Below are 11,964 nucleotides of genomic sequence, written 5' to 3' on the forward strand. Positions count from 1 at the left end.
GTCGAGTGACGTCCGCACGAGCATTCGGTGCTACCGACTAGCATCCGTTCTGGCCGCATCAGATGACCGCGGGGACAGCGCAGCGGCGGCGGGACCGCCGACCGACTCGACGGGAACCGAACCAGCTCACCGACCGCAATCATGGGCCGACGGTAGGCGGCTAGTCTGCGTGCGACATTAATAATTCGGATGATCTTGCTGAGAAAGAAGGAAGCCGACCTGCCGCCCACGCAAATGACGGGGTTTGTTCAATTCGGCGTAATTCAAAAACACCGGACTTAAGGTTCGATATTTTTCCCGCCCGCAGCTTTGCGCCGCCAAGTAGCCTGATCCCGTGCAAATCGGAGTACTGGGTGCGGCTCGCATCGCGCCGCCGGCGCTCATCAAACCGGCCAAAGCAAACGCCGACGTCGTGGTTGCCGCCGTCGCAGCGCGCGACGTTTCGCGTGGAAAGGCATTTGCCGCCAAACACGGCATCGCCCGGGTGCACGATACCTATGACGCTCTGCTCGCCGACCCCGAAATCGACGCCATCTACAACCCGCTACCAAATGGCTTGCACGGCAAGTGGACCCGAGCCGCGCTGGCCGCCGGTAAGCATGTGCTGTGCGAAAAGCCGTTCACCGCCAACGCCGCCGAAGCCCGTGAGATCGCCGAGCTGGCCGCACAGTCGGGCCGAGTCGTCATGGAGGCGTTTCACTACCGCTACCACCCGATGGCATTGCGGGTCGAAGAAATCATCGCCTCCGGCGAGCTGGGAAAGCTCAAGCGGGTGGAGGCGGCCCTGTGTTTCCCGCTTCCGATCTTCTCCGACATCCGCTACAACTACTCACTTGCCGGTGGCGCGACCATGGATGCCGGGTGCTACGCGGTCCACATGGTCCGCACATTCGGCGGTTCAACACCGGAAGTTGTTTCAGCGCAAGCGAAATTGCGCGATCCGCAGGTTGACCGGGCCATGACGGCTGAGCTGCGATTCTCCGAAGGGCATACCGGCCGGATCCGTTGCTCGATGTGGTCGTCGCGTCTGCTGGACTTCAGCGCGCATGTGGTTGGCGACCAAGGGGAGCTGCATGCGCTCAATCCGATAATGCCGCAGATCTACCATCGGCTCTCAGTTCGCTCGGCTGCCGGTAAACGCGTTGAGCGTTTTCCGCGCCGCGCCTCCTACGCTTATCAGCTCGACGCCTTCGCCGCGGCAGTGCTGCACGGCGAACCGGTCAAGACCACGCCTGAAGACGCGATCTTGAACATGACCGTCATCGATGCGATTTATCGAGCTGCCGGTCTGCCACTGCGTGAGCCGAGCTGACCGGTCATGGCGCGACGGGGCGGTTAGTCCATTCCCGGTCGGGGCGGCGTGACGAGCGAAACCAGCCACCCGCTGCGCCCGTGCCACCGTCGGTGGGAATGGTGTGGCCGGTGACGAACGCCGACAGGTCGGAAGCCAGGAACAGGATGACGCGGGCCTGGTCTTCGGCCAGCCCCATCCTCCCGACCGGAACCCATTGCGGCCATTGCAGCTGCTCCTCGGCGGAGAGCCACTGCGAATAGGGCACCTGCAGTGATTCGGTGACGTCGGGGCCAATGGCGTTGACGCGCACGTTGTCGCGGCCGACCTGCACGGCGAGGCTGCGGGTGAAGTGGATGACGGCGGCTTTGAAAGCGGCGTAGACCGGATCCTCCGGGTAGCCGCGAAGCCCTTCGACCGACGAGACGTTGACGATCGCGCCGGCGTGTTGGTCGATCATCGTCGGCAAGAAGGCGTGGGTAACGAGGAAAACGTGGTGCAGGTTGATTCGGTAGAGCTCGTCCCACAGCTGGGTGTCGGTGTCGACGAAGTTGCCCGGGTGACGCAGCCAGTGGCCCACGTTGTTCACCAGGACATCGATGCGGCCATGGCGCTCAAGTACTGCACGCGCCAAGCGGGCGACCTGGTCGCTGTCGCGGACGTCGGCGACAAACGCGACGGCTGAACCGCCGGACCCGCTGATTTCGTCGGCAGCCTGGTGAGCACTTTCAGGGTCGATATCTGCGATGACCACATGGGCGCCATGCTGTGCGAATAGCCGTGCGGTCGCGGCGCCGATACCGCCACCGCCGCCGGTCACGACCGCAACCCGGTCGGCGAGCAGTGCGCCGTTAATTGCTCCGTCGTCAATCCTCATATCACGGCTCCTCGGGGTGGGAGTGCGCTCAAATTCTTTGGGTGTATTCAACGTAATTAATGCCGCATTGCGGATCTACTTCTGGCGCAGCCAGGTTCGATATCGAGCAGCACCAGCCAGAAGGTAGGTTTGCGGCCATGTGGAGCTCGCTGCTGGTGTTGGCGCTCCCCATAGCGTTCGACCCGGTGCGTTTCGGCCTCAATCTTCTGCTGGTTTCCAGACCACGGCCCGCGCAGAACTTGCTCATGTACTGGATCGGCTGCGCGTTCGTCGGCCTTCTGTTGTTGCTGATCCCAATTTTGGTGCTGCATTTCACCCCGACGTTTTCGTCGTTCGTGCGCGACTTGGCCAACCCGGCCACCGCCGTCAGCGCCACTGTCCGCTACATCGAAATCGCCGCGGGTGTACTCGTGCTATCGATCGCCGCGCTGATGGCAGTGCGCTTTTTCGCGCGTTCGCACGCACAGCTGCCAAACCGAGGCGCCCGCACGTCGACCTTGGTAGCGGACTCCGATGAGCCGACTCCGATCTCGCGTCTGCTGACCCGCGCCAACGACGCATGGGAAAGCGGGGCCTCGTGGGTAGCACTGGCGGTCGGCGTCTGGGCCGGCCCTAACCCGGCGATGGTGGTATTCGGGCTCACCGCCATCCTGACCTCGGGAGCCGCGATCGGCGTGCAGGCCGCCGCCGCCGTCGTTTTCATTGTCGAGACGCTTGCGGTTGTCGAAATCGTGCTACTGAGCAATCTGGTGGCGCCCACCCAGACCGAAGCGATTTTGCGACGGCTACACAACTGGGCACGGTCCTATCGCCGGCAGATCCTGGTCGTCATGTTGACGTTGGTCGGCGTCGCACTGGTGGCTCAGGGAATGGGTGCTATCTAGCTGATGGCCCTGGTCGTGCGGTCGGGGCACTTCCGTTACCGCTGGTAGCGGAATAGAGTGGGCGAATGGCCAGCAGGCATCTCCGCACGTGTCCACTGTGTGAAGCGATGTGCGGTCTGGAGATTCACGTCGAAGGCGGCCCCAAAAACGGGAAAGTGACCAAGATCCGCGGCAACCCCGATGATGTCTGGAGCCACGGGCACCTCTGCCCGAAGGGCACCACGCTGGGCGCGTTGCACAACGATCCCGACCGCATCCGCCGACCCATGATCAAAGTCGGGGGCAGCTGGCAGGAGGTCAGCTGGGACGCGGCGTTTCGCCGCTGCACCGAGTTGCTCACGCCAGTGATCGAGAAGTACGGGATCGGCGCGGTCACCGCCTACACCGGCAACCCGCTGGCACATTCGTTTTCGCTGGCCCGCTATGCGGGGGTGCTGATGGGGATGTCCGGGATGCCGGTCACGTACTCGCCGGGAACCGTGGACCAATGGCCAAAGAACCTGTCGTCGCACCTGATGTACGGCCTCTGGTGGAACTTTCCGGTGCCCGACATCGAGCACACCGACCTGCTGGTGATCATGGGAGCCAATCCCGCCGCTTCGCAAGGATCACTGCTGGCCGCGCCGAACGTGATGGGGCTCATTGACGCGATCCGCAAGCGCGGCAAGGTGATCGTGATCGATCCGGTACGCACCCAGACCGCGGCGCGGGCCGATGAGTGGCTGCCGATTGTCCCGGGCACCGACGCGGCGCTGCTGCTGGCCGTTGCCTACACACTCTTCGATGAAGACCTCGTCGATCCGGGACCTTATGTCGACGACGTGGATGCGATGCGCCGAGTCGCCGCGGATTGGCCGCCCGAGAGGGTCAGCGCCGTCACCGGAATCGACGAGAACCGCATTCGACAGCTCGCCCGCGAACTCGCGGGGACGGAGCGATCTGTGGTCTATGGTCGAATTGGCCTGTGTAATCAGGAATTTGGCAGCCTAGCCAGCTGGCTGGTCGACGTGGTCAACATTTTGACCGGCCATTTCGACACACCCGGCGGGGCGATGTTCCCGAAGCCGGCCGCCTGGTCGATCACGACGCAGCCGCTGCCCGGCCTGGAGGGCGGCGTCGCCGAATTCGGCCGCTGGCACACACGGGTCCGCGGCGCGAAGGAGGTGCTAGGCCAGGCCCCGGTGTCGTGCATGGCCGAAGAGATCGCGACCCCGGGCGAGGGGCAGCTCAAGGCGCTGATCACGGTGGCCGGAAATCCGGTGTTGTCCACGCCCGGCGGCGACAAGCTCGACGAGGTACTGCCGATGCTGGAAGCGATGATCTCCGTTGATCTTTGGCTCAACGAGACGACGCGGCATGCCGACGTCATCCTGCCCGGGTTGTCGGCACTGGAACAACCTCACCACGATGACCTGATTCTGCTGTTCGCCATTCACAGCATCGCGAATTACTCGGCACCGGTGTTCGACCCGGGCGATCGCCCGCATGAGTGGGAGATCCTTATCCGGCTGACCGGATTGTGCACGGGCACGCCCGCCGAGGACGTCGACGTCGCCGCGATTGATGACGGCTATTTCGATTACCTGGCCTTCACTCAAGGACTCGACGGCGCGGAGATCCGCACGCTATACGACCACGGCGGCCCGGAGCGCATGCTCGACCTCACGCTGCGTACCGGGCCCTTCGGGGATCGGTACGGCCAGAATCCCGGCGGGCTCACGTTGGAGATGCTCAAGGCCAATCCCAACGGAATCGACTTCGGGCCGATGGTGCCGCAGCTGCCCGACCTGCTCGGCACTCCCGACAAGAAGATCCGCATCGCCCCGCAATACCTGCTCGATGACGTACCGCGGCTGGCCGAGCGGATGGAGAGACCGGCCGAGCCGCTGGTCCTGGTCAGCCGCAGGCATTTGCGATCAAACAACACGTGGATGCACAACGTCCCTGCGCTGATGAAGGGCAAGGACCGCTGCACGCTGCTGATCCACCCCGACGACGCGGCGCGATGCGGCGTCGCCGACGACGACGTTGTCACGGTGAAATCCGCCGCCGGCGAGATCAAAGTGCCGGTGGAGGTCACCGACGCGATCAAACCCGGCGTGGTATCGATGCCACACGGCTGGGGACACGGCAAGCCGGGAACCCGCATGTCGGTGGCCAACAACTCACCGGGCGCAAACACCAACGCGCTGTCCCCAGCGACGTTTATCGACGAGCCGTCGGGCAATGGTGCCCTCAATGGCATCCCGGTGACGATCATCGGGGATCAAGTTCGGTCTCGCTATTCCTCCCCGGAGAATCGCTCCCACGCGGACTGACGCGTGACGCCAAGGGCCGCACCGATCTTCGACCACGTAACGCCGCGGCGGCGAAGTTCCAGTACCCACGACCGCAGAGTGGTCTCGACTTGCTGAGCCACTACCGCCATCCGGGGAACATGGTCGAGCATCTGCTGGTCGCTCAGCGACTCCCACACGGGCAGCCGAAACTCATGCGGCTTATCCCGATACTGATCTATGACCGTTGCGGCCAACGCGACGCACCCGTTGCAAATGTGCACGCCAGGACCCGCAACCAGCTTGTCGACCTCGATATTCGACTTGCCGCAGAACGAGCACCAAAGGTACGCGGTCTGGGTAGTCGTCGAGCTCATCGCCACTCCTCGTGTCAGGATCGTCCTGACAAAGATATGGCGTCAGGCTCACCCTGACAAGGCGCCACGCGGAAGCGCTGGCCATATCATCTGCTTATGAGCGCCGTTCGGCTGGATACCGTGGGCTCGCCGGCATTCACCGCCGAGGAGTCGGCGCGCTACCGAGCGGCGGGCTGGTGGTCCGACGTGACCCTCTCCGACGCCGTACATCGCAACGCCGAGCAGTCGCCGGATCGAGCCGCCTATGTTGACCATCCCGGCGTGTCGCTGACGTGGCATGAATTCGACCTTGCCGCACGAACTCTGGCCGAGCAGCTGGCCGGCTTGGGCGTCACGCGTGGTGATCGGATCGCGGTATGGCACGGCGACTCGACTGCCATCCATGTGCTGTTCGTTGCAATCGAACGCTGCGGCGCCATTGTCGTCGGGATCGGCGCGCGCGCCGGCACCCGCGAAGTCGCGCAGCTGCTGCGCAGCGCGCAGCCGAAGATGCTGATCGCCGATCAGCAGCGCAGCGATGCCGCGGCCCAATCCGCAGCCGGCATGACCACGGAACTGTTGGTGCTGGGCGGTTTGTCGCTCGGCGTCGGCGCGAGGCCCGAGGCGCTCACGGTGGAATCGGCACTCGGACCAGACGACGTCTTCCTCATCAATTCCACCTCGGGCACCACTGGGTTGCCCAAGTGCGTCGCGCACACCCAAAACCGTTGGTACTACTTCCACCAGAAGGCCGTCGCCAACGGGCTGCTCACCCCCGACGACATCTTCTTGCCGGTCATCCCGATGCCGTTCGGCTTCGGGATATGGACCAGCCATACCACGCCGATCTACCTGGGTGCCACATCGGTGATCCTGGAACGCTTCACGACCACGGCAACGTGTGAGGCGATAGTCCAGCACCGGGCCACCGTATTGTGCTGTGTCAGTACACAACTGACGATGCTGATGGCCGACCCCGCCAGCCGGGATTACGACTTGAGCTCATTACGTGTCGTTTTCACCGGTGGCGAGGCACTGCCGTACCGGCCGGCCGCCGAGTTCGAGGAACTCACCGGCGCAGCGATCCTGCAGTTCTACGGCTCCAATGAAACCGGCCTGCTCAGTGGAACGACCGTCTACGACAAAGAGCAACGCAGACTCCGCACGACCGGCCGCATCGTTCCGGAAATGTCCGTTCGGCTCTTTGACGGCGACAACGACGTCACCGACACCGGCCGAGGCCAGCCCGCCTGCCGGGGTCCGGCAACCAGCCTCGGCTACCTCGGCGGTGTCGATCACGATCAATTGTTCACCCGCGACGGGTGGATGCGGATGGGCGACATCTGCGAAATCGACGCCGATGGCTATCTGAGCGTCACCGGCAGAACCTCCGATTTCATCCTGCGCGGCGGAAAGAACATCAGCGCAGCGCAGGTCGAGGATGCCGCCACCACCAACCCCGCGATCGCGGTGGCGGCAGCGGTCGCCATGCCCGACCCGGTGTTCGGTGAGAAGGTGTGCCTCTACGTCGAACTCGCCGACTCGGCGACGATCGACCTGCCCGAACTCGTCGAGTATTTGTTGGCACGGGGCACCTCCAAAGAGCTGCTCCCGGAACGACTGATTGTCATCGATGAACTACCCCGATCGTCCGGCGGAAAAATCGCCAAAGGCAGGCTCCGTGACGACATTCGGGCCAGGATGGAGGCCAACCATGAACGCTCGTAACCCACGGCGAGGCGGCCTGGAGGTGTGGTCGCCCTCGGTGGTACCCCCGATCGGCGTTGAGCTATCGCAAGAGCAGGCGCTCGCTGTGGCGTTCCGGCACCTGGCCGCGATCGGTTTCGCGGAGAACATGGCCGGACACATCACCTGGCAGCCTGACGGGCACACCGAAATGCTGGTCAACCCGTGGGGACTGTGGTGGCAGGAACTGACCGCATCCGACATCTGCATGGTGGATAGCGAAGCCCGGGTGGTCCGGGGTCGTTGGGATGTCACACCGGCGATCCATATCCATACCGAACTGCACCGCGTCCGCGCCGACGCACGAGTGGTCATCCACAACCATCCCTATAACGTATGCGTGCTCGCCGCGATGGGCAGGCTGCCCGAGCTGGTTCATCAGACCGGATCGCTTTTTCTGGATGATTTGTGTCTGGTCGATACCTACGACGGCGAGGTCGACAGCCCGTCCCGCGCAGCCGATCTCGCGGCCCGCATTGGCGGAGCGAACCTGACCATTTTGGCAAACCACGGTGTCATCACGACCGGGCGCAACCTGGCCGAGGCCGTCTACCGAGCCGCGTCGATCGAGCGGGTCTGCAAGCTCGCCTACGACGTCATGCTTACCGGCAAGGACCCGGTGGCGATGAACTGGTCGGACATGGCGGGCATGCAACGGTCGCTGATCGAACGCGCCGCCGATGTCTACTGGGCAGGCGCAGCCCGGATGACCATCAAAGCCGATCCCGATGTGCTCACCTGAACGGGTCCTCGTTCGCCCAGTGTGCACTCAGGGCGGCGACACGCCGACCGGCTTCGCCACCACCGCACACTCGAAGCCTTCATCGCACACTGGATGCGATGCCGTGCAAGGAGATTGCCGACCATGAAATCAATCGACGAGCTGGCCGCCAACCCGAACTTCACCACCGCGAAAACCGGCGAAGATCGCTCCGTCACCTTTTTGCCGGACCCGCCGCGGGCGCACCGCCGCTACACGGTGATCTCCGTCGACGATCACATTGTCGAACCCCCCGACACCTTCACCGGGCGTCTGCCACGCAGATTCGCCGAACGCGCACCCAAGGTTGTGGACACCGGCGACGGCGGACAAACCTGGGTCTACGACGATCAGGAACTGCCCAATGTCGGCTTCAACGCAGTGGTCGGGCGGCCGGTGTCGGAGTACGGATTCGAGCCGGTTCGGTTTGACGAAATGCGCCGCGGCGCATGGGATATCCACCATCGCATCAAAGACATGGACCTCAACGGCATCTACGCCTCGCTCAACTTTCCCTCGTTTCTGCCGGGGTTCGCCGGCCAGCGACTGCAGCAGGTGACCGACGATCGCGACCTGGCGTTGGCCTGCGTGCGTGCGTGGAATGACTGGCACCACGAGGTTTGGGCGGGTTCCTATCCTGATCGCATCATTGCGTGCCAGTTGCCCTGGCTGCTGGATCCCGAACTCGGCGCCAAGATGATCTATGAGAATGCCGAGCGCGGCTTTCACGCCGTCACGTTCAGCGAGAACCCGGCGATGCTCGGCTTGCCGAGTATTCACTCCGGACACTGGGATCCGATGATGGCGGCGTGCGCCGAAACAGAAACCGTCGTCAACCTTCATATCGGATCGTCGGGTTCGTCGCCGTCCACCACCGACGACGCGCCACCGGACGTGCAGGGCGTGCTGTTCTTCGCCTACGCCATCTCGGCAGCGGTCGACTGGTTGTACTCCGGGCTACCCAGTAAATTCCCGCATCTGAAGATTTGTCTATCGGAAGGTGGCATCGGCTGGGTCGCGGGGTTGCTGGATCGCCTCGACCACATGCTCAGCTACCACGCGATGTATGGGACCTGGGCGTCATTGGGGGAGAGCCTCACTCCTGCAGAGGTTTTCACGCGCAACTTCTGGTTCTGCGCGGTCGAAGACAAGTCGTCATTCGTGCAGCACGACCGCATTGGCGTGGACAACATCATGGTGGAAGCTGATTACCCGCATTGCGACTCCACCTGGCCGCACACCCAACAGAAGATCCACGAACAAATCGGCGATCTTCCGCGGGACGTGATCCGCAAGATCACCTGGGAGAATGCTTCGCGGCTGTATCGCCATTCGGTTCCGCCCGACGTGCAACGGGATCCAGAGGCGTTTTGATGACTTCGATGCACGTGGAGAGCCTGCGCCGCTACCCGGTGAAATCGATGCTCGGCGAGGTTGTGCCATCGATGGTTGTCGACCAAGGTGGCGCGTCGGGGGACCGGCGGCTGGCCCTTGTTGACGCGGAGACCAACCGGGTGGCCAGCGCCAAGCAGCCGCGGTTATGGCGCAAACTTTTACAGTTCACCGCCAGCGGGGACGCCGGCCAGGTAGTGATCCGGCTGCCCGATGGCGCGAGCATCGCGGCCGCCGACCCCGGCATCGATGACGTCCTCTCGAAGTTGGTGGGACGCTCGGTCAGCTTGGTCGGCGCACGGCCACAGGGCGCGACCCTGGAACGGCCCGACCCCGAGACGGTGTTGGAGCTGGGCGAAGATGCCGAGGTCGCCGGCCAGCTCCTCGAGATCGCCCAAGCAACGCCCGGAGAATCGTTCACCGACCTTGCACCGCTGCATGCGATCACGACGGCCACCGTTGAGCACATCGGCACCGAGGCGCTGCGGTATCGACCCAACATCGTGATCACCACCCCGTCGGGCTACCCACCCTATGCGGAAAACGATTGGGTTGGCAGGGATCTGACCGTCGGCGAGACACGGATGCATGTTTTGAAACCAACGTCACGGTGTGCGTTGCCCACGCTTGAGCACGGCGCGCTACCGCGGGCACCTCACGCACTTCGCACTCCGGCCGCCGAAAACCGGCTGCAATCACCGGGATCCGGCCCGGTACCCTGCGCTGGGGTCTACCTGACGGTACTGGTGGCAGGCACCATCCACACCGGCGATCCGGTGAACCTGCAGTAGACTCCGCGGCCATGACCGTACCTCACTCATCACTGGCGGGTCGGCGCATCCTTATCACCGGCGGTGCCACCGGTATCGGTGCAGCCGCGGTGCGGGTGCTGCACGACGCGGGCGCGCGTGTGGTCGCGACGTACCACCGCACCGCTCCCACCGACGACATCGCCCCGGTCACCTGGCTGCAATGCGATGTCCGCGATCCCGAGGCGGTTGAAGCGGCATTTGGTGGCGTTGTGCAGGAACTCGGCGGGCTGGATGTGCTGGTGAACGCCGCCGGTTTGTGGCAGGCGGGAGTGCCCGGACATATCAGCAGCGACGAAATCGACTTCCTGTTGGCAACTAATGTCAAAGGAACGATTCTCACCAATCAGGCGGCGCATGCCGTAATGCGCGGCAGCGGTGGGCAGATCATCAACTTCGGGTCCTCCGAGGCGGTTATGGGCAGCCCGATCGCCGCGGTGTACTCCGCCACCAAGGGCGCCGTCCAAGCCTGGACCCGGTCGGCGGCCAAAGCCTGGGGAGCGGACCGGGTCACCGTCAATGCGCTGGCACCCGCAGTTCAAACCCCAGGCGCCAACCGGTTCCGAGAATTCCTGGGCCCCGATGCCGCGGCATTCCTCGATCAGCAGATGATGTTGTCAATTCCGCTCGGCGGCAAGCTCGGTGACCCGGCACGTGATCTGGGTCCGGTGTTGGTTTTTCTCGCAGGCGAGGGCGCCAGATTTATCACCGGGCAGCTGATCCCGGTGGACGGCGGCCTCGCCATGGTCGGCGGCTGAGCGGGCCGGCCCGATGGATCGCCTCGGTGTCGAGATGCTCTGTGTGTTCGGCATGCCGCCGGTCGAATACGTCCACCTTGTTGCCGATTTGGGTTGCCGCTACATCACCACCGGAATGGTCGGTTTCGCGCCGTTGAAAGCGCTTGGCTATAAGCCGTTTTCGTTACGCGACGATGCCCGACTGCGCAGGGATCTCCTTGCGGCGATGGACGAGCGAGGCGTGTCGATCTCATTGGGGGAAGGCCTGCTCATCGCACCGGGGGTCGACGTTCGTATGCAGCCGATTTGGACATCATGGCGCAACTGCGAATCCCGCGGATCAACACGGTCAGCTTAGAGCCGGACCGGGCCCGCACCTTCGACGAACTCGCCGTGCTTACTGACTTGGCCGCCGAACGGGGCATCTTGACCAGCGTCGAGCCCGTTCCCGGGCTCGCCATCGCTGACCTATCGGCGGCGATGGCCGCCGTCGAACATGTCGGCCGCGACGAGATCAGCCTGCTGATTGACACGATGCATGTCGCCCGCTCGGGTGCCGGGCCGGACGACCTTCGATCGCTGCCCGCCGAGCGGATCGGGCATATGCAGCTGTGCGACGTCCCGTTGCGGTCCACCAAGGAGCACCACTACGCCGAGGAAGCGATGTATCACCGGCTGGCGCCAGGCGATGGCGAGTTGCCGCTGGCTGAAATGCTGGCGGCGCTGCCCCGTGATTGCGTGGTGGGCCTAGAGGTGCCGATGCGTTCGCGCGCGGAAGCGGGCGTCAGCGCCTACGACCGGATACGTCCATGCGTAACGAGCGCGCGGGCGCTGCT

At 64.0% G+C, this 11,964-nt stretch carries 10 protein-coding genes and 1 pseudogene; 9 read left to right on the forward strand and 2 right to left on the reverse strand.

The genetic code is table 11. The features are described from left to right. Positions 1-334: 334 nt before the first annotated feature. Entirely contained in the window at positions 335-1,312 is a 978-nt protein-coding gene (locus WBF82_RS06265; RefSeq protein WP_424382207.1) for a Gfo/Idh/MocA family protein, read from the forward strand. A gap of 4 nt (positions 1,313-1,316) precedes the next feature. Here the strand turns inward: WBF82_RS06265 and WBF82_RS06270 are convergent, their stop codons facing one another. Continuing rightward, the gene (locus tag WBF82_RS06270; protein ID WP_424382208.1) at positions 1,317-2,168 is read right to left on the reverse strand and encodes an SDR family NAD(P)-dependent oxidoreductase; all 852 of its coding nucleotides are present in this window, start codon (positions 2,166-2,168) and stop codon (positions 1,317-1,319) included. 137 nt (positions 2,169-2,305) lie between these two features. On the opposite strand from WBF82_RS06270, the gene WBF82_RS06275 reads away from it, so the two are divergent. Together WBF82_RS06275 and WBF82_RS06280 are read left to right on the forward strand one after the other, a co-directional pair. Beyond that, positions 2,306-3,052: a GAP family protein gene (locus WBF82_RS06275; RefSeq protein ID WP_424382209.1), complete on the forward strand. Its 747-nt coding sequence runs from the start codon at positions 2,306-2,308 to the stop codon at positions 3,050-3,052. A 65-nt stretch (positions 3,053-3,117) separates the two neighbouring features. Next, the gene (locus WBF82_RS06280) at positions 3,118-5,370 is read left to right on the forward strand and encodes a molybdopterin-dependent oxidoreductase (RefSeq protein WP_424382210.1); all 2,253 of its coding nucleotides are present in this window, start codon (positions 3,118-3,120) and stop codon (positions 5,368-5,370) included. Here WBF82_RS06280 and WBF82_RS06285 read toward each other — a convergent pair. After that, positions 5,334-5,705 (reverse strand): ClpX C4-type zinc finger protein, encoded by a 372-nt coding sequence (locus WBF82_RS06285; RefSeq protein ID WP_424382211.1) that lies wholly within the window; start codon positions 5,703-5,705, stop codon positions 5,334-5,336. The genes WBF82_RS06280 and WBF82_RS06285 overlap by 37 nt on opposite strands. Before the next feature lie 96 nt (positions 5,706-5,801). Between WBF82_RS06285 and WBF82_RS06290 the strand changes: the two genes are divergently transcribed. The 6 genes and pseudogenes from WBF82_RS06290 to WBF82_RS06315 all read left to right on the forward strand — a co-directional run. Then, on the forward strand, positions 5,802-7,412 hold the full coding sequence (locus WBF82_RS06290) for a class I adenylate-forming enzyme family protein (protein WP_424382212.1): 1,611 nt from the start codon (positions 5,802-5,804) through the stop codon (positions 7,410-7,412). After that, positions 7,399-8,172, forward strand: coding sequence for a class II aldolase/adducin family protein (locus tag WBF82_RS06295; protein ID WP_424382213.1), 774 nt, complete (start codon positions 7,399-7,401; stop codon positions 8,170-8,172). The genes WBF82_RS06290 and WBF82_RS06295 overlap by 14 nt, the downstream gene beginning before the upstream one ends. A gap of 123 nt (positions 8,173-8,295) precedes the next feature. Then, entirely contained in the window at positions 8,296-9,564 is a 1,269-nt protein-coding gene (locus WBF82_RS06300; RefSeq protein ID WP_424382214.1) for an amidohydrolase family protein, read from the forward strand. Beyond that, positions 9,564-10,373 (forward strand): MOSC domain-containing protein, encoded by an 810-nt coding sequence (locus tag WBF82_RS06305; RefSeq protein ID WP_424382215.1) that lies wholly within the window; start codon positions 9,564-9,566, stop codon positions 10,371-10,373. Before WBF82_RS06300 ends, WBF82_RS06305 begins: the two co-directional genes overlap by 1 nt. An 11-nt stretch (positions 10,374-10,384) precedes the next feature. Further along, the gene (locus WBF82_RS06310; protein ID WP_424382216.1) at positions 10,385-11,149 is read left to right on the forward strand and encodes an SDR family NAD(P)-dependent oxidoreductase; all 765 of its coding nucleotides are present in this window, start codon (positions 10,385-10,387) and stop codon (positions 11,147-11,149) included. Positions 11,150-11,162: 13 nt separating this feature from the next. Then, positions 11,163-11,964: pseudogene (locus WBF82_RS06315) on the forward strand (sugar phosphate isomerase/epimerase family protein); the annotation flags it as partial.

It is taken from the genome of Mycobacterium sp. (assembly GCF_049673265.1).
In the GTDB taxonomy this organism is placed as follows: domain Bacteria; phylum Actinomycetota; class Actinomycetes; order Mycobacteriales; family Mycobacteriaceae; genus Mycobacterium.

What these genes read in the sequence shown, in the direction of transcription:
- WBF82_RS06305 (WP_424382215.1), top strand. Translation starts at nt 9,564, where the DNA reads ATGACTTCGATGCACGTGGAGAGCCTGCGCCGCTACCCGGTGAAATCG.
- WBF82_RS06270 (WP_424382208.1), bottom strand. Translation starts at nt 2,168, where the DNA reads ATGAGGATTGACGACGGAGCAATTAACGGCGCACTGCTCGCCGACCGG.
- WBF82_RS06275 (WP_424382209.1), top strand. Translation starts at nt 2,306, where the DNA reads ATGTGGAGCTCGCTGCTGGTGTTGGCGCTCCCCATAGCGTTCGACCCG.
- WBF82_RS06290 (WP_424382212.1), top strand. Translation starts at nt 5,802, where the DNA reads ATGAGCGCCGTTCGGCTGGATACCGTGGGCTCGCCGGCATTCACCGCC.
- WBF82_RS06285 (WP_424382211.1), bottom strand. Translation starts at nt 5,705, where the DNA reads ATGAGCTCGACGACTACCCAGACCGCGTACCTTTGGTGCTCGTTCTGC.
- WBF82_RS06280 (WP_424382210.1), top strand. Translation starts at nt 3,118, where the DNA reads ATGGCCAGCAGGCATCTCCGCACGTGTCCACTGTGTGAAGCGATGTGC.
- WBF82_RS06310 (WP_424382216.1), top strand. Translation starts at nt 10,385, where the DNA reads ATGACCGTACCTCACTCATCACTGGCGGGTCGGCGCATCCTTATCACC.
- WBF82_RS06295 (WP_424382213.1), top strand. Translation starts at nt 7,399, where the DNA reads ATGAACGCTCGTAACCCACGGCGAGGCGGCCTGGAGGTGTGGTCGCCC.
- WBF82_RS06300 (WP_424382214.1), top strand. Translation starts at nt 8,296, where the DNA reads ATGAAATCAATCGACGAGCTGGCCGCCAACCCGAACTTCACCACCGCG.